Source organism: Actinomycetospora chiangmaiensis DSM 45062, from assembly GCF_000379625.1.
GTDB lineage: Bacteria > Actinomycetota > Actinomycetes > Mycobacteriales > Pseudonocardiaceae > Actinomycetospora > Actinomycetospora chiangmaiensis.
Genome location: NZ_KB903222.1, coordinates 21,375 through 38,788 on the forward strand (window position 1 = coordinate 21,375; position 17,414 = coordinate 38,788).

A 17,414-nucleotide genomic window follows, 5' to 3' on the forward strand; every position below is an offset into this window, starting at 1 on the left:
CGACCCGTACTGGGTGCCAGACGAGTCGCGTGCCTGGGCTCTGCGTCGGGAGTCTCGTAGTGACCTGGATCTGTGGTCGCCTTTATGGCGCGCCCATTCACGACCTCACGTCCGGCATCGAGCCCCACCTTCCGGCCTGCCCGCCAACGCAGGAATCTGACCCTCCACGTCGTCAGCATCCTCGATAGACTCGCCGCACTATCCGATGGACCCTGCCGCAAATTGCAGTTGTGGTTTGCCCTATGTTGTCGTAGACGGACGCCTCCCGCCAGTGGGGTATCCGATCCGGCAAATCGAGACCGGTCCCTCTACGGAACCGCGAGGAGCCGGATGAAAAGACCGAGAAAAACAAGGCAGACTAGTGACGCGAATGTGCCTATAGTTCCGAACACGATGTGATCACGTCTCGCCTGTCCGCCAACCTCTTTTCCGGTCTCGATCGCTTGGAGCCGGGCCTCGTCATCGGTCTCGTACACCACACCATCCAGGCGAGGCCGGCAACCGCCGCGCTTATCGGTCCGCCGAGCCACACGAACAACACAAACAGCATCCCGGCCGCCTCATGGCCCATCGTGCGGACGATAGCGAACAGGGACTGCCGTCGCAGCCACGGTTGAATAACATTTCCTTTATCCCAGCACCGGCTTGCCACGCGGGGTCGAGCCGGTCGAAGGAGCGCGCGCCCGGGTCGAAGACAGGAGGGGTGTGTGCCCGGCCCACGGGGGCCGGGCACACCCGGCGCACCAGCGCCGGCCCCTATGAGTGCGGGTGGTCCCCGATGACCCGGCCCACCACCCGCGGCTCGGTGTGGTCCTGCCCGGTCGAGTCGACGAGACACAAGCGAGAAGTGAGCGGAAGTAGCGCCTTGAGGTGCTCCAACATGCCGAGACAGTGATCCTTACCGCGGCATCTGCACCTTAATCGGCGTTCGACCGCTGATCCACTGAGAGTTTCGCGAGGCAGAAGACCGGAACACCTGGAATCGCTAGAAGTCCCGGACCTCACGCAATCTTCTCAGCCCGGAGCTGATCTCTGTTACATGGGTGATGCCCGCAGGCGTTCGGGCCAGCCCTTCGATGTCACCCTCAGGAGGATCTTGAACGTATTGACCCTTGATGACGCCCAAGAACTTCCAGCGATTAGACCCGGTAACCTGGAAAACGGCAGGACCCCCGGAGAATCCTGGGTTTGCTATGCAATCGACGAATACACTCTTTACGTCGTGCTCGAATTTCTGTCCCGCCAGAATTCCTTTCTTCACCAGCGGTAGTTCGAACCGGTCGGCCTCAGACCCGAGTTGCAGAGACAGTCCGTATGGGTGACCTAATAGAAAGACATCTTGAGAGAAGCCAGCGTCATCCATCCCTAATGGAAGGGAATCGTTCAGGAGTGCCCCGTGGTCCTCCGGAAAGTCGAAGACGGCGATATCGACCCCTGGAAGCGGCTGACTTAGCCGCACCAGCGGCTTGTAGCTCCATCCGCTTCCTGTGATGAATGGCGCGCGGAAGTTGAAGTACTCCTCTGGCTCTCCAGTCGTAAGATGGTCCGCCGTGATCAAGACTTGTCGGCCGTCCAGCCTCAGCAAGGTGCCAGTCCCGTTTCCCTTCGTGAACGCATCCTCGCCCTGGACCTGGAGGACGCATTGCCACACTTCCGCCGTGATCACGCACACATTCTACATACGCTGCACCGAGGGCTCTCTGCGCTCAACCCGGGACCTTCTTCGAGCCTCCGACGGCCCCTGGTCAAGGAATCTCCGGGGGCCCACGTCGCTCCTACCTACTAACGCACCGCCGAGGCGACCCAAGAGAGCAATCGGGTGTCTGGGCTCCGCTTACCGGTGTGCTGCAGTAGGTTCCGTCGCCTACGCCTCGCTCTGGCCCAGCCGTCAGCAATAGTGACGAGTCTCAGTGGCGGTTCATGCATGGATAACGGGGCTATCGCGACATCGACGCCAGCTAGGGAACTAGCGGTCATCATGCGCGAGCTCGGGTGTGTCCCTGTCCTGCAATAGTTCCCAAGCCCGCCGATCTTCGGGTCGACGAGACCCTTAGCTCGTGTGGCCGCCGGCTCGCTGGCCTACGTCGCGGGAAATCCCGCCTGCTGGAGCGCTCGCACTACGTCGTCACGAGACGGCGTGCACTCCTCGCAGGTTAGGAGGAGGGGGTCCGAGTCGTTCACCAAAATCTGCCCGTCCATCAGGATGTCTTCCTCGAGGACGACACTAAAGAAGGCGTCCTCGTTTTCGATCAGATCCGCGCAGCGATAACATTTGCGATCCACTTCGCCCCTCCGTTGCTCTGGCAGGTCTGCAGCTCCCGTAAACTCTTGTGGACGCGCACCGTCTCCGGGTGGGAGGTCCGGCAATACACGCCACGCGCGTGGTTCCGGTCGCCGCGCTGGGGCTTTCGGCTCCCGCTCCTCCACGGTTGGCTCGAAGACGTCGTGACCGAGGCCGGAGCCAGCCGAAGGAGCCCGACACATACTGAGCTTAGTCGTCCGCTCGTGCTTCCGTCAGCCGTCTCGATCCCGTCGGCCCACGGGCTCTCGGCCAACTCGCCGTCACCGCCTCCGGTTGGGATGCTGCGGGCCCGGTTCGGGAGTCCTAAGCAAACATCGTGATAACAGGCGATATCGCGGCCCGGGGCCTCGCCTCGCGCATCGCAAAGCAGGAATCGCGGGATGTGTTCGATTCAGACTGGATCTCAGCCAATACCACTAGCGCGATAATCGGAGTTATCGCGGCTTTGGGGCCTCCAGCACGGGGGACGTCATCGACCGGTAACCGCGGGCTGGCGGGCACCACCCGCTGAGCGTTGACTGTCGGTTTCTTCCGTGGCCGCAGGCGCCAAAGGGTCCGCCGCGTTCTCGAGGGGCGGGTGCGGCGCGCTGGTGGGCCAGAGTGGCGGCGTGGGCGAGGCGCGACGCGGGTACCGCGGGGCGCGCAGGCGCGAACAGCACGGCGCTGGTCCTGTCGAGGACGCGGAGAGCGGAGAGCTCATCGGTGCGCTGCGGGGGCATCACTGCCACTTCGAGCCGTGCCGCGCCTCCGACGCATTCGGTCGGCGCCACTGCGCGACGGGGACTATGCCTCACTGCTGGTCACCACGACATGTCCGACGCGTCAACCGGTGGCGGCGCGCGGTCGCGGCCCGCCCTGCCCCTGCGCCTCAGATCGGCACCCCTTTCGTTCTGCGCGGCACGCGGAGTCGGTGGCCGTGCCGCACCAGGCCGCCGTTGCTCGCTCGACAACCGCCCCGCCCGCCGCCGGGTACGTGCGTTGTCCTGGTCCGGAAGGACGGTCCGCTAGGCGACGACGTAGGAGTTCTTGCCGTGCCGCTTGGCGCTATACATCGCAGCGTCCGCCGCAGCGAGGAGCGCAGCCGCGGAGCGGGTCTGGTCGGCGGCCAGGGCCACACCCATGCTCGCCGTGACCGACACCGGCGCCGAAGGTCTCTCAAGCTCGTAGGGCGCGACCAGCGCCGCGAGCACCCGATCGGCGATGGCCGCGGCGTCCTGCGCTTGCGGCAGGGACGGAAGCAGCAACGCGAATTCGTCGCCGCCGAAGCGCGCCACGAGGTCGACCGGTCGCAGCGCCGCCGCCAGCCGTGACGCGGCCAGCCGCAGCAGCTCGTCGCCGGCAGGGTGGCCGAGACGATCGTTTACCTGCTTGAAGCCGTCGAGGTCGAGGAACACGACGCCGAGCAGGGCCCCGGGTTCGGCGCGTGCGACGGCGTCGTCGAGCTCGGCGAGGAAGCGGGCCCGGTTGGCGGCGCCGGTCAGCGGGTCGCGCAGGGCCAGGTCGCGCAGCTGCTCCGTTCGGGCGCGTCGGTCGGTGATGTCCTCGATGTGGCTGATCACGTGCAGCGGTGCGCCCTGCTCGTCGCGGGCCAGCGCCACCGAGAGGTGGATCCATACCGCGTGGCCTGCGGCGTGAAGGTAGCGCTTCTCCAGCACGTAGCTCTCGGCCTCACCTTTCAGCAGCCCACGGAACAGGGTGAGATCGGCCTCGAGATCGTCGGGGTGGGTGATGTCCTGGAACGTCCGCGCCAGCAAGTCGTCCTCGCCGTACCCCACGATCCGGCAGAACGCGGCGTTCACCTGCACCAGCCTGCCCGTCAAATCGACGAGCGCGATCCCGGTAGGCGCATTATCGAACGTCAGCCGGAACCGCTGCTCAGCCCGAACAAGGTCGCGCTGCGTGGCTCGGGTTCCGGTGACGTCGCGGTGCACCTCCACGGTGCCGATCGGGGTGCCGTCCTCGTCGCGCAGGACGGCGACGGTGCACTCGCTGGTCCCCGTCGTCCCGTCGGGACGGTGCAGGAGAAGATCGCCAGCCCAGGGCCCCCTGATGGCCGAGACCCCCTCTGGGGCCGGACCGGTCGCCAGTGTGCGGGCGCCGCGGCCGAGGAGCTCGCCGACGGGACGGCCGAATACCGTCGCCGCGGCCGGGTTGGCATCCACGACGACGCCGCGTTCGTCGGTCACGAGCACCGCGTCGCGGACCGCGGCGAACATCTGCGAGTGTCGGCGGCGGGCTGCCTCCGCTGCCCGTCGACGCGATATGTCGAGGATGAAGGCGTGGTAGGTGATGCGGGACCGGCCGCCGTCGGCGTTAGCTTCGTCGCCGTCGTCGATCGACCAGACGGTCAGCTCGATCGGCACCGACGACCCGTCCCGGCGCTGCGCCACGAGCTCCAGCGTGCGGTTGAGCCGCGGCCCGGTGCCGGTGTCGCGGTGGCGCCGTACCCCCGCCTGGTGCGCCTCCCGATGCACCTCGGGGACGATCAGTTCACCCAAGTCCCGCCCACGCACCTCGGCAACAGTCCACCCGAATATGCGTTCGGCCGCGGCGTTCCACTCCACCACCCGACCCTCGACGTCGATCTCGACATACCCGTTGATCGAGGACTCGATGATGCGCTGGCGACGGCGCTCCCCGGCTCGCGCACGCCGCCGGGCCCCGTCGAGCTCGCTGACGTCGAGGACCTGCGTGAACAGGTAGGTCGGCACCCCATCGGCGTCGCGCATGATCCGGGTGGCCACCCGGACCGGAATCTCCCACCCGTCAGCGTGCAGATAGCGCTTGTCGACCAGCACGGTCTGGGCGCCCCGCTCGACGGCGGCGTCGGTGCGGGCGTCGGCCTCCGGCGTGTCGTCCGGGTGGGTCAGGTCCTGGCGCGACATCGAGAGCAGTTGCTGTTCGTCTCGACCGACGAGCGCGCAGAACGCCGGGTTCACCCGCAGGTAGCGGCCGTCGAGGGCGGTCACCGCCATCCCGATGGCGGCATCGTCGAAGCCGGTGCGCAGGTGCTGGGCGGCGCCGCGCAGCACTGTCGTGTCGGTCCCCGCGTCCCCCAAGCACCCTCCCACTCCCGTGGTCCACCGCCCGCTGGTCATCCCGGTACATCCGTACCAGGACAACCCGCAGCCCGACCACCCGCGAGTGCGGAAGAGGGACCGCGGGGCCCGTCGACGGAGCATCGTTGAAACTGGACCGCCCCCGCATGTCCTCAACCGGACCGCCTGGGGGGTTTGGGTATCTCATCTCCGTCCTTGCTGCCGTCTCCGCTCTAGCTGAAGCAACGAGCCAAGATCGTCTGCGCGTCGGCGGTGTTGCCCCCGGGGTGGTCGGCTGGGTCGCGAGTCGGCGGCGATACTCGGCCCACGCGCGGACGACTACAGAAAGCGAACACGGTCGAGATCAACTTACCACTCGATGGGTCTAATCAAGGGACACGCTTGCACTAAGAGTAGTCAGATTGTGTACTGCCGACCGTGAGATACTCAGCGCGGCACCGCCGTCGCTCCCCACGCTCGACTCTGCTCACTCGTGTGCAGGGCGCGACGGCAGACGTCGTCGTAGCAGTCGCCTTCGCGTTGAGCTCGGTCCCGGGACTCTTCGTCCTCGTCCATGAGCTCGCGGGAACTCCGCTCGTCGGTCTCGCCCTACTGGTGCCGGGCGCCGCGGCCGTCGCTGGGGAGCGCCTGTCGCGGAGCACCGGGGGACCGGACATCCACGATCGACAGCTCGACCGGATCGTCGCCGCCTTCGCTGCCACGTCCGCGGTCGCGCTGATCGCCGTGGGAGCATCCGAGGCCCAGGTACTGGGCTCAGCGCTGGTTCTCGTGATTCCCCTTCTCGCGATCGGGTTCATCGCGCTGCTGTTCGGTACACGTCGGCTCTGGCAGCAGCGGGCGGTGCCGGCGCTGCTCCTCGCGGTCTGGCCGGTGCCTTGGATGGCGGCGCAGCGCCGGGTAGAGGTCTGGGTGGATCCCGCTTCGCTGACCGCGGTGCTGACCATCGCCATCGCCGTGTTCCTGGTCGTGCTGGGGGCCGCTCCTCGGTGTGTCGCGGCGTGGCGCGCATCGAGGCGTGTACCGCGCGTCACGCTCCCGCCGTCCGTGTCGTGCGTCCCTCTGACGCGTCGAGTGGCGCCCCTTCCCGGCCGGGTGACCGCGCCGGACGCCGAGACGGTGCCGATGGGGGCGGTGCCGCCCGGCAGGGACGCGCCCGCCGCGATCGTCGACTTCTCGCTGGCCGACGAGGACGCAGCGTGAACTCGACGATCGGGCAACGTCTGACCGACGCAGGAGGTCAGGGCCCGGACGAACAGCTGGCGCTCGCCGCCCATGGCTTCGCCGAGACCCACCCGGAGTTGTCAGCCCGTCCGCGCGGCCCACGTCGCTCCCGGCAGGTGGTCGTCGCCGCCGTCCTGCTCGTCGCGATCGGGTTGACCGTCTTGCGGCCCGGTCTCGTGCTCGCTGGGAGCCTCGGGATCTTCGTGCTGCTGCATTGTGCGACGACGTTGCACCGTCTCGAGCTGATCCGCCGAGCAGTCCATGACGACCCCACCTTGGCGGTCACCGACGTCGAAGCACGGGCGGTACCCGACGCCGAGCTGCCTCGCTACACGGTGCTCGTGCCGGCGTACAGGGAACCCGCCGTGATCGCCTCGGTGGTGGCGGGGATGTCCGCCCTCGACTATCCCCATGACCGGCTCGAGGTCCTCCTGCTGCTGGAGGCCGACGACGAGGAGACCATCGCTGCCGCGCGATCGGCCCTCGGCGGTGACCGAAGCGGCCCGACGCGGATCGTCGAGGTTCCGCCTGGCGAGCCGCGCACCAAACCGAAGGCGTGCAACTTGGGCCTGATCCGCTCCAGCGGCGAATTCGTGACAATCTTCGACGCCGAGGACCGGCCCGAGCCGCTGCAGCTGCGCCGGGCCGTCGTGGCGTTCCGGCGTGTCGGCGTGCGGGTGGCCTGCTTGCAGGCCCGATTGAGCTACCACAACGCCGAGCAGAACATCCTGACGCGCTGGTTCACCGTCGAGTACGACACCTGGTTCCGCTGGCTGCTTCCCGGCCTCATGGCCACCGGCGCGCCGATCCCGTTGGGCGGCACCTCCAACCACATTCGCCGCGACGCTCTGGTTGCCGTCGGTGCGTGGGATCCGTGGAACGTGACCGAGGACGCCGACCTCGGACTGCGGTTGGCGCGCTGCGGCTACCGGGTCGCGATGCTGGGCAGCACCACCGAGGAGGAGGCCAACTCCGACGCCATCAACTGGGTCAAGCAACGGTCGCGCTGGTACAAGGGCTACCTGCAGAGCTTCCTCGTGCATGCGCGCCACCCCGTGGCGCTAACCCGCCAGGTCGGCGTACGGGGCGTCGTCGGGATGGTGCTGTTCGTGGCGGCCACCCCGGTGCTGGCCGCGGTCAACCCGCTGTTCTGGGCGCTGACCGGGCTGTGGATCGTCGCGCATCCCTCGGCCGTCGCCGCGCTCTTCCCGCCCCTGGTCTACTACCCGGGACTCGCGGTGTGGATGCTCGGTGGGTTCGCCGCCGTCATCGCCGGAGTCGCCAACGTCCGGGCCGCCGGCAAGCCGCACCTGGCCGGCGCCGCGCTGATCTCGCCGCTCTACTGGGTTCTGATGTCGCTGGCGGCGATCAAGGCCGTGGTCCAGCTCGTCACCCAGCCGTCGTACTGGGAGAAGACCACGCACGGCCTGGACACGACCGACCGCGAGCTCGACGCCGACACCCCCGAACGGCCGGGGGCGATGGCATGACGATTCTTGCTGCCGGGACTCTCCCAGTGGCCCTGCCCCGCGGGCGACGCATCCGGGGCCTCCGCCCGCGACTGTCGAGCACGAGCGGCTGGTTCCTCGGCGCCCTCGCGATCTACGTGGCAATCGGCGCCGCACTCGTCCTCGTCCACGACGGCGTCATGGAGGACGCGCTCGCTCGGGTGTCCGCGGCGTCGTCGGTGTGGTCGTCGAGCGACCCTAAGTTGGCCGCGATCGGCTACGTCTGGACTCCGCTGCCCGTGCTGGTCATGGTGCCGTTCACACCGCTGCGGGCCGTGTGGCCGGAGCTGGTGTCGCGGGGCTACCTGGCGGCGCTGCTCTCCGCCGTCGCCATGGCCGCAGCCGTCGCGAGCACGTGGGGACTGCTCGGCGACCTGCGGGTCCGGCCCCTGCCACGCTCGGTGGTCACGGTCCTGTTCGCGCTCTCGCCGATGGTGGTGTTCTACGCGAGCAACGGGATGACCGAGGCGCTGCTGGTTGCGCTCCTGCTCGCGGCGGCGCGGGGGCTGCTGGACTGGGTCCGGTCCGGGAACCCGATCGCTCTGGTGGCCGCGGGCCTGTTCCTCGGGCTGGGGTACCTCGCCCGCTACGAGGCACTGGTGGCCGCCGCCGCCCTCGCGGTCCTGGTCGCCGTCATCAGTGCCATGCGGCCCGGGACCCTGCGGGGCCCGGCCCGCCGCCGCGACGCCGTCGTCGTCGACGTGCTGCTCGCGGCCGGGCCCACCGCGGTGGCCTTCATCCTCTGGGCGCTGATCAGCTGGCTGGTGGTGGGCTCCCCGTTCGAGCAGTTCACCTCGGCCTACGGCAACGCGGCGCTGCTCGCCGACGCCGGCACGCCTTCGGTGTCGATCGCGACGCCGGCCCGTCAGCTGAGCTGGCTCGCACCGGTACTCGCGCCGTTGCTCGTCCTCGCGGTCGTGGTCGCGCTGGTGCGCCGCGACCGGTGGCGCTCACTCGCGCTGGTCGCCGTGCCGGTCACGATGTTCGGATCGGTGCTCGCGTTCGAGTGGGCCACCTACCTCACCGGGAACCTGTTCGGATTCCTGCGCTATCAGATCACCGCGATCCCGCTGGTGGTCGTCCTGCTGGCACTCGTCTTGGCGCGCCGCGACCTCAAAAGAGGCAGATCCCGTCGGGTTGCCGATTTCCCGCGGGCCGTCGGAGGGGGCCTGCTGGCCGTGGCCGTCCTCGGCGCCGGCGCCGTGACCTCAGGGAGCGCGATGCTCGACGAGCCGGTGGATGCGACCCAGGAATACCACCGGGTGGCGCCGCTGGTCGCGAGTGCACTCGGGCACCCGGCGCCCTCGCCGTCCGCGCTGGGGATGTGGGCCTCTGACCGGGCAGTCGCCGCGCGCATCGACGCCATGCACCTCCCACGGGGCAGTGTCCTCGTCGACTCCGGGGCCGGCTTCGCCGTCGTCGCCGCGAGCCACCACCCCGACAGCTTCCTGATCACCTCCGACGACGGCTTCGACACCGCACTCGCCGACCCACCGGCACACGGCATCCGGGTCGTCCTGCGCAGCGAGAGCGGGGGCGTCGACGCCGTACGCACCCGGTGGAGCTCATTCGGCACACCGGCTGGCCCCGGGTGGGCCCACCCTGCCGGGGGCGTCGCCCCAGCCACACCCTTCTCCTCGGCGTGGTCCCTCTGGATCGTTGCCGCCACCCCATCACCCAGGTAGAGCGACGGCGGCTCACCATCACGGGTGAGCTTGACCCCGTAGACCGGACACCTGGGGTGTGGGGTCAGTGATCTTGGTCGGGGTTGGTGTGGCGGGCTTCGAAGTCGACCGGTGAGAGCATTCCGATGCTGGAATGGCGCCTGATCGGGTTGTACCAGCACTCTATCCACTCGAAGATCCCGGTGGCGCATGTTGTCATCGATCGACCAGCCCACGATTCGCCGTGAATACACGTCGAGCACCGCGGCGCAGTAGACCTTTCCTTCCCTGGTGTGGTGTTCGGTGATGTCGGTGACCCACAGCCGGTCCGGGCCGGCGGCGGTGAAGTCCCGGTCGACGAGGTCCGGGTAGGGGTCGGCGGCCGGGTCGCGTCGGGTGCAGCCGCGGGCGCGGCGCCGGTAGAGGCCCTGCAGCCCGGCCTCGCGCATCAGCCGGGCCACCCGCTTGCGGTTGACCCGCTCGCCGAGCCCGAGGACCAGCTCGGCGTGCACCCGCGGCGCGCCGTAGGTGCCGCGGGGCCCGCTCCTTCTCCTCGAGGGCGGCCTCCACGGCGTTGCGGACCAGCGGGTGGTGGACACGCAGCCGGTCGCCGTCGCCGAGCGACGGGGCGTCGACCAGACCCGCGGCGGCGAGCTCCCGGGCGGCGTCCTCGAGGGCGACGTCGGCGAGCTCGTCGAGGCGGGCGAGCACCGTCCGGCGCGCGGGTCGGTCGAGGACCGCGAGGCACGCCAGCAGGCGGCGGGCGCCGTCGGACAGGTGCGACGCCGCGGCCGTGACCTCCTGGGCCAGCTCGCGGGGCGGGGGCAGCGGGGCGCCGCCGAGGAGGACCTCGTCGGGCAGCTCGCGCAGCAGCCGGGTGAGGTGGAGCGGGCCACGAGATCACGCACGCCGGCCTCGTCGAGCCCCTCGAGCGGCAGGGTCCCGGCGTCGGGACCGTCGGCGAAGAACCGCGACCAGCGGGGGCCGAGGCCCTCGGGTCGGGCGGTCGCGAGGAGCAGCACGCGGTCGTGGACGAGACGGCGGAAGGCCTGCTCGATCGCCCGGCTCGACGACTGGTCGGCGTCGTGGACGTCGTGCACCACGACGACGACGGGCCCGCGGTCCTGCTGCTCGCCGAGGGCCGCGAGCAGCACCGAGGCCGCCTCGTCCGTGCCGAGTACGCGGGTGACCGGGACGCCGAGCGCGGCGAGGAGGTCCCCGAGCAGCGCTCCGGGCGGGGCGCCGGGGACGGCCTCGGCCCGGACGACGACGGCGTCCGCGGCGAGGTCGACCGCGGCGTCCACCAGGGCGGTCTTGCCGATGCCGCCCGGCCCGAGGACGAGCGCCCGGCCGGCCCTGCCCGCCAGGGTGCGCCGTCGGCGCTCGGCGATCCAGCCCAGCTCCGCCGTGCGTCCCAGGACCGGCGTGCCCCGCCCCGCCGGCGCCGCGGCCACGTCGGCCGCCGCCCGCACCACGGCGGCGAGGCGCGTCGCGGGTCATGCCCCGACCGCCAGCGGCCCGCCGTCGGGACGGGTCAGCACCTTGATGACGTCGGGTCCGCGGCCGTCGAGCACCGCGTGCAGGTAGTCGGCGACGGCGTCGAGGCTGCCGACGTCGGTGGCGAGCGCACCCAGGTCGCGCCACGAGCGCTCGAGCGTCCGGACGGCCGCGGCGACGTCGTCCGCCGTGTAGACGATGGCGCCCGTGAGCGTCTTCTCGTCCTGCTGCAGGGCGAGGACGTCGACCTCGACCGGCCCGGCGAACAGTCCGACCTGCACGACCGTGCCGCGCGGCGTGACCAGCGCGACCGCCTGGTCGACCAGCCCCGGCGCGGCGGCCGCGACGAAGACGACGTCGAGGGTCCCGGCGAAGCGATCGGCGTCGTCCGGCTCGACGGCCTCGGCCGCGCCGAGCGCGAGCGCGGCCTCCCGGCAGTGCGCCCGCGGGTCGGTGACGACGGCGACCTCCCCGCCGGCCTCGATCGCGGTGACGACCTGGAGCGCCCCGATCGGTCCGCCCCCGAGCACGCCGACCCGCGTGCCCGCGAGGTGCGGCGCGCGTCCCTGCGCGTGGTGGGCGACGGCCAGCGGCTCCGCGAGCGCGAGGAGCCCGTCGGGCACCTCGTCGGCGACCGGGTGGAGGCACGCGAGCGGCGCCGTGACGTACTCGGCGAGCGTGCCGGTCCAGCCGGGCATACCGAGCATCAGCCGGTTCCGGCACAGGTGGACGAGCCCCTCGCCGCACGGTCCGCACGCCCCGCAGGCCCGCTGGGGCTCGAGGGCGACCTGGCGCCCGACCCAGCCCGGCTCGACGTCGGGACCCACCTCGACGACCCGGCCGCCGCCCTCGTGCCCGGTGATCAGCGGCGGCCGCCGGAACGGGTGCGTGCCCCTGAGCGCGGAGACGTCCGAGCCGCACACCCCGGCCGACGTGATCGCGACGAGCACCTCTCCCGGTCCCGGGGCGGGCGCGGGTGCGTCCACCACCCGGGCCTCGAGCTCGGCGGTGAACTCCAGTGCGCGCATGCCGACTCCTCGACGATGCCGGTGGGACCGTCACGAACGGTATGGCCGCGACCGGGACGGTGCCGTGCGAGCGCTGATGGTGCTGCTCGTGCCCTGAGCCCGACGGGACCCAGGTCCCTTGTGGACCCCGGAGCGCGCGAACGATCATCGACGCGCTGCCGATCATCCGGACCATCCGTCCCCGTCGGCATCCGGACGGCGCGGGGGCCGCCGTGACCTGCCCGGCCCCGGCCGGCGGAAAGGACACCCGTGTTCCGGGCTCTCCCGGGCGCCGCGCTGACGGTCGCCTGCCTGACGGCACTCGCCCTCGGGCTCACCTCCTGCACGTCGTCCCCGTCCCCGACGACCGGCACCACGACGTCCGCGACGACCCCCGCCGCCCCGGCGCTCCCCACGGACGTGGTCGCACAGATCGACCGCGACGCCCAGGCCTCACTGACCGGCGGCATCACCGGCACCGTCGTGAGCATCGTCGATCCCGCCCGCGGCTCGTTCCTCAAGGCCTACGGCACCGCCGACACGGCGGGCACCCCGATGACCAGCGACATGCACTACCGCATCGCGAGCGTCAGCAAGACCTTCACCGCGGACGCCGTGCTGCAGCTCGTGGGCCAGGGCCGGCTCTCCCTCGACGCCCCGCTCGCGCAGTTCGTGCCCGACATCCCGAACGGCAACGCGATCACCGTCCGCGACCTGCTCGGGATGCGCGGCGGCGTCTACGACTTCACCGCCGACGCCGACTTCGACCGGCGCTACGAGGCCGACCCGACGCTGCCGGGCTGGACCCCGCAGGACGTGCTGGCGATCGTCCGCGCCAACCCCGGCAAGGCGAAGCCGCCGAACACGACCACCGTGTACTCGAACTCCGAGTACGTCCTGCTCGGCCAGATCCTCGAGAAGGTCACCGGGCGGACCGCCGCCGAGACCCTCGACGGGGTCGCGGGCTCACTCGGGCTGGCGCAGACGTCCTGGCCGACCGGCGACGCGCTCCCGACCCCGTTCACCCGCGGATACCTCTCCACCGTCGACGGGACGACCCCGCCGCCCTACCGCGACGGCACGCTCTCGAACCCGCTGGTCCCCGACACCGCGGGCGCGCTGGTGTCCACGGTGCCCGACATGACCCGCTACGCGGCCCAGCTCGCGACCGGCGCCGGCCTGCCGCCCGCGATCGCCGCGCAGCGCCAGGCGTGGACGCCGCTGACCACCACGGGGGTCCGCGTGCAGTACGGGCTGGGCATCACGCAGCTCGGCGACTGGGTCGGGCACGACGGCTCGATCATCGGCTACAGCGACATGGTCTTCTACCTGCCGAGCGCGCAGGCGACGGTCGTGGTGATGGTCAACGCCGCCGACGGCAACGCGGTGCCCTCCCAGGCGCTCTGGGGACAGATCGTGAAGCTCCTCTACCCGACGTCGCTGCCCTCCTGGTGACGCCGCGGGTTCACCCGCGGTGCGTACGGTGCCGGGCGTGGACCTGGCACCGTGCCTCGAGCTCGACGCCGCCGCCGTGGACCCCGACGACGTCGGCCCGACGCTGGCCCGGCTGACCACGGGCTGGCGGCTGCGGATCGTCGGCCCGGAGCGGGAGGTCCTGCTCCTGCGCGCCGCGGCCCTCGCCCACGGCGCACTCGACGAGGAGATCACCACCGAGATCACCACCGAGGTCCTCGGCACGGGTGTCCGCACCGTCTACTGCGCGGCCTGCCACCACCCCTTCCCGACGACCGGCACGGCGGCCCGCTGCCCGGGCTGCGGGACCGACCTCGACGTGGCCGACCACGTCTCCCGCCGCCACGGGGCGTTCCTCGGCGTGCCGCGGTGATGCTGGACCTGCAGGTCGGCGCGGTGGCCGACCCCGCGCCGGGCGTCCGGTCGCTGACGCTCGTCGGGGACGACCTGCCGTCGTACCCGCCCGGCGCGCACCTCCCCGTCGAGTGGACCCCGGGTCGGCTCAACCCCTACTCGCTCACCGGCCTCGGCGTCGCCCCGTCGACCTACGGGATCAGCGTGGCCGGCGGTCGGAGGGCTCCGTCCGGATGCACGACCTGCGCCCCGGCGACCGGGTCCGGGCGAGGTCGCCGCGCTCGTCGTTCACCCCCGTCGAGACCGCCGCCCACCACATCCTGGTCGCGGGCGGCGTCGGCGTGACCCCGCTCCTCTCCCACGCCCGGTGGCACGCGTTCTGGGGACACTCGTTCGAGGTGCTGGCCGTCGGCGCGCCCCACCTGGACGTGCTCCGCGCGCTCGGCCCGGTGACCGTCGCGCGGGACCGGCGGAAGATGGCCGACCTCCTCGGACCCGTCGTCGGGACGGCGCCGTGGAAAAGCCACGTGTACACCTGCGGGCCGCCGGGGCTCATCGCCGCCGTCGCGGCCGCGGCGCGGGCGGCGCACTGGGTCGGTGCACGCGTCCACGCGGAGCCGTTCGTCGCCGAGCCCGCGGGCGGGCCGTTCGAGGTGGTGCTGCGGCGTTCCCGACGACGGGTCCGCGTCGCGGCCGGGGAGACGCTGCTGGACGCGGTGGACCGGGTGGGCGTCGCGGCGCCGCGGCTGTGCCGGCAGGGCGTGTGCGGGGAGTGCCTGACGGGGCTCGTCGGGGGGACCGCCGACCACCGCGACCACGTCGACGCCGCCGAGGAGGGCCGGATCGCGCTGTGCGTGTCGCGGGCGGCTCCCGGCGAGACGCTGGAGATCGACCTGTGAGCGGAGCGACGGGGAAGGACAGCAGCTATCCCTTCCCGCTCGCGCACGACACCTACCGGATCAGCGCGAACGTGGAACCGGCCGCGGCGCCGATCCTGCACGTCGGGGCGGACCACGCCGACGTGCTGGCGCTGCGATCGCGGATCCTCGACGGCGAGCCCCGGCGCTTCGTCGCCGCCCCGCACGCGGCGGCCGCGTCGTGGGACGCGCTGGTCTGGCTCCTCGACCGGATGGCGCGGGAGCAGGCCGGGGTCTCCCTGGAGCGCGACGGGCACCGCTACCGGTGGACGAACGCCCGGCTCGGGGTGGAGCAGGAGTTCGTGTTCGGGGACGCGTCGACCCTCCCCGAACACCCGCTGACGTTCGCGGGGCGGCAGGTCGAGGAGGACGTCGTCGTGCTGGGCGCCCGCGGCGACCGGCTGTGGCTCGACGCGGGCATGGTCGTGTTCGCGTCGGTCTGGTCGCTCGCCTTCGACCACGGCATGAGCTTCGCGGAGCTGCACGGCCCGGTGCCGTCGCCGGAGGTGTTCGTGCGGGCGGAGCGGTTCCTGCTGCGGATGCCGCCCGGCGACGCGTGGCGCCGCCTGAACTGGGGCCTGCAGCTCGACGACCGGCCCGACCTGTCGCTCGACGCCTCCCCCGCCTGGGGACCGCGCCGGCGCCGGCTGGAGGTTCACGACGTCGGATCCGAGGTGCACCTGCGCACGGAGGTCCAGCACCTGGTCCGCCTGCCGATGACCGGCGCGGTGCTGTTCCTCATCGGCGTCCGACTGCTGCCGTTGGCGGCGGTCGCGGCCGTGCCGGCGTGGTCGGCGCGGCTGGTGTCGGTGCTCGACACGCTCCCGGCGGAGGTTCGCTCGTACAAGGATCTCGGGGTGCTCGGGCCGATGGCGGCGGACTGGCTGCGAAGATCGCACGAATGACCTCCCACTCCACGGCGTTCTTCCGGGCCGACGGCGACGAGCTGGTGCCGCTCCGGCGGGCCACCAGCGGCTGGGGCGGCGCCGACGGTCCCGGGCAGGTGCGCGGCACGGCCGTCAGCGGGGTGCTGGCCCGTGGGGCCGAGCGGGCCGCCGCGGAGCTGGAGGGCGCCGAGCGTTTCCGGCCCGTCCGGTGGACGGTGGACCTGTTCCGACCGGGCGGGATGGTGCCGAGCACGGTCGAGGCCACCGTCGTCCGGGGCGGACGGCGGCTGCGGCTGGTCGACGTGTCCCTGGTGCAGGCGACGGGGACGGTCGCCCGCGGGTCGCTGCTGCTGCTGGCGACGGGCGGGCCGACCAGCGGGACGACGTGGACGGCACCCCTGCCGGCGGTCCCCACGGCACCGCCGGCGGACCTCGTCCCCGACCCGACCGAACCGACCCTCTACCGCGCCGACGGCGATTGGACCACCGACCGCCGGCAGGAGAACGCGGCCCGCAAGGCGACCTGGTTCCCGGCCGCGCCGATCGTCGAGGGCGAGGAGCCGAGCGGCTTCGCGCACCTGGCGGCCATCGGCGACGCCGCGAACCTGACGTCGAGCTGGGGCACCCTCGGCGTGGAGTACATCAACGCCGACCTCACGCTCGCGATCGCCCGCGTCCCGGCCGCCGGGGACGGCGTCGGGGTGTTCGCCGAGTCGCGGGTCGAGGCCGGCGGCATCGCCCTCGGGACCGTGACGATGTTCGACCGACACGGCGCGCTCGGCAGCGTCACGATCGCGACCCTGGCGAACGGGGCGCAGGTGGTCCAGCCCTGACACCGGACGGTCGACTCACCCCGGCGGGATGAGGTCGTCCCGCGCGCGGGGACCGCACGCTCGGGCCTCCACGTCCCCGACCGCGAGGCTCACGATGACCGAGTCACGGTTCCCCCGTCCCGTCGTCGCCGGGGCCGCTCCCCCGGACACCGTCCGGGCGCACGACCGCGCCCGTCCGTCCACCCGGTGGGAGGGCTGGGTGGGCCTCGGGGCCGTCCTCATCGTCGTGGTCGGGGCCTTCTCCGTGATCCAGGGGCTCCTCGCGCTGCTCGCGCCGAGCTTCTTCGTCGAGCGCGGCGGACGCGTGCTGGCGCTCGACCTCGCGGCCTGGGGGTGGCTGCACCTCGTCCTCGGGGCGCTGGTGCTCCTCGCCGGGTCGAGCCTGCTCTCCGGTGCGGGGAGCTGGGCCGGCAGCGCCGCCGTGGTGCTCGTCGCCGTGAACATGCTCGTCCAGCTCGTCTGGCTCCCCGCCTTCCCGCTGTGGTCGATCGTCATCGTGGCGTTCGACCTGCTCGTGCTCTACGCCGTCGCCACCACGTGGATCGACCTGCGGACCGTGGGCTGACGGGGCGTGGTGGCGGTCCGCGACGGGTTCACCTGCCGCGGATGACGCGGGCCGGTGCGCCGGGACGCAGCCTCTCGGGGAGGAGGCACCACCGACGCCGGGGTCGGTGTCTCCCGACGATCCGACG

The 17,414-nt window shown here is 71.7% G+C and carries 12 protein-coding genes and 1 pseudogene; 9 read left to right on the forward strand and 4 right to left on the reverse strand.

Annotated features, from left to right (window positions below):
* Positions 1 to 985: 985 nt before the first annotated feature.
* Together A3CO_RS36700 and A3CO_RS35620 are read right to left on the reverse strand one after the other, a co-directional pair.
* Entirely contained in the window at positions 986 to 1,666 is a 681-nt protein-coding gene (locus A3CO_RS36700; protein ID WP_157647373.1) for a S1 family peptidase, read from the reverse strand.
* A 1,640-nt stretch (positions 1,667 to 3,306) separates the two neighbouring features.
* Positions 3,307 to 5,334, reverse strand: a complete 2,028-nt coding sequence (locus A3CO_RS35620) for a sensor domain-containing diguanylate cyclase (RefSeq protein WP_018332141.1) — start codon at positions 5,332 to 5,334, stop codon at positions 3,307 to 3,309.
* A gap of 501 nt (positions 5,335 to 5,835) precedes the next feature.
* On the opposite strand from A3CO_RS35620, the gene A3CO_RS0110180 reads away from it, so the two are divergent.
* The 3 genes from A3CO_RS0110180 to A3CO_RS39415 are packed head-to-tail and all read left to right on the forward strand — an operon-like array spanning position 5,836 to position 9,775.
* Positions 5,836 to 6,561, forward strand: a complete 726-nt coding sequence (locus A3CO_RS0110180) for a hypothetical protein (protein WP_018332142.1) — start codon at positions 5,836 to 5,838, stop codon at positions 6,559 to 6,561.
* Positions 6,558 to 8,072 (forward strand): glycosyltransferase family 2 protein, encoded by a 1,515-nt coding sequence (locus A3CO_RS31300; RefSeq protein ID WP_211214437.1) that lies wholly within the window; start codon positions 6,558 to 6,560, stop codon positions 8,070 to 8,072. Before A3CO_RS0110180 ends, A3CO_RS31300 begins: the two co-directional genes overlap by 4 nt.
* Positions 8,073 to 8,098: 26 nt before the next feature.
* Positions 8,099 to 9,775: a glycosyltransferase family 39 protein gene (locus A3CO_RS39415; protein ID WP_018332144.1), complete on the forward strand. Its 1,677-nt coding sequence runs from the start codon at positions 8,099 to 8,101 to the stop codon at positions 9,773 to 9,775.
* A gap of 191 nt (positions 9,776 to 9,966) precedes the next feature.
* Here the strand turns inward: A3CO_RS39415 and A3CO_RS40355 are convergent.
* Both A3CO_RS40355 and A3CO_RS31310 read right to left on the reverse strand, forming a co-directional pair.
* A pseudogene (locus A3CO_RS40355) lies at positions 9,967 to 11,229 on the reverse strand (IS3 family transposase); the annotation flags it as partial.
* A 21-nt stretch (positions 11,230 to 11,250) separates the two neighbouring features.
* Positions 11,251 to 12,279: a zinc-dependent alcohol dehydrogenase gene (locus A3CO_RS31310; RefSeq protein WP_018332145.1), complete on the reverse strand. Its 1,029-nt coding sequence runs from the start codon at positions 12,277 to 12,279 to the stop codon at positions 11,251 to 11,253.
* 249 nt (positions 12,280 to 12,528) lie between these two features.
* Between A3CO_RS31310 and A3CO_RS0110205 the strand changes: the two genes are divergently transcribed.
* The 6 genes from A3CO_RS0110205 to A3CO_RS31330 all read left to right on the forward strand — a co-directional run bounded on the left by A3CO_RS0110205 (position 12,529) and on the right by A3CO_RS31330 (position 17,287).
* Entirely contained in the window at positions 12,529 to 13,713 is a 1,185-nt protein-coding gene (locus A3CO_RS0110205; protein ID WP_018332146.1) for a serine hydrolase domain-containing protein, read from the forward strand.
* 37 nt (positions 13,714 to 13,750) lie between these two features.
* A complete protein-coding gene (locus tag A3CO_RS31315; protein ID WP_018332147.1) occupies positions 13,751 to 14,104 on the forward strand; it encodes a dimethylamine monooxygenase subunit DmmA family protein in 354 nt (117 codons plus the stop codon).
* Between the two features lie 214 nt (positions 14,105 to 14,318).
* Positions 14,319 to 14,984 (forward strand): flavin reductase family protein, encoded by a 666-nt coding sequence (locus A3CO_RS34945; RefSeq protein WP_018332148.1) that lies wholly within the window; start codon positions 14,319 to 14,321, stop codon positions 14,982 to 14,984.
* Positions 14,981 to 15,907 (forward strand): heme-dependent oxidative N-demethylase subunit alpha family protein, encoded by a 927-nt coding sequence (locus tag A3CO_RS0110220; RefSeq protein WP_018332149.1) that lies wholly within the window; start codon positions 14,981 to 14,983, stop codon positions 15,905 to 15,907. The genes A3CO_RS34945 and A3CO_RS0110220 overlap by 4 nt, the downstream gene beginning before the upstream one ends.
* The gene (locus tag A3CO_RS31325; protein ID WP_018332150.1) at positions 15,904 to 16,722 is read left to right on the forward strand and encodes an acyl-CoA thioesterase domain-containing protein; all 819 of its coding nucleotides are present in this window, start codon (positions 15,904 to 15,906) and stop codon (positions 16,720 to 16,722) included. Before A3CO_RS0110220 ends, A3CO_RS31325 begins: the two co-directional genes overlap by 4 nt.
* A gap of 94 nt (positions 16,723 to 16,816) precedes the next feature.
* Positions 16,817 to 17,287 carry a DUF7144 family membrane protein gene (locus A3CO_RS31330; protein ID WP_018332151.1) on the forward strand — a complete coding sequence of 157 codons (471 nt, stop codon included), beginning with the start codon at positions 16,817 to 16,819 and terminating at the stop codon, positions 17,285 to 17,287.
* Positions 17,288 to 17,414 lie beyond the last annotated feature (127 nt).

Excerpts from the sequence above, each read along its gene's own strand:
- A3CO_RS31310 (WP_018332145.1), bottom strand. The coding sequence starts at position 12,279 with ATGCGCGCACTGGAGTTCACCGCCGAGCTCGAGGCCCGGGTGGTGGAC.
- A3CO_RS34945 (WP_018332148.1), top strand. The coding sequence starts at position 14,319 with ATGCACGACCTGCGCCCCGGCGACCGGGTCCGGGCGAGGTCGCCGCGC.
- A3CO_RS31325 (WP_018332150.1), top strand. The coding sequence starts at position 15,904 with ATGACCTCCCACTCCACGGCGTTCTTCCGGGCCGACGGCGACGAGCTG.
- A3CO_RS31330 (WP_018332151.1), top strand. The coding sequence starts at position 16,817 with ATGACCGAGTCACGGTTCCCCCGTCCCGTCGTCGCCGGGGCCGCTCCC.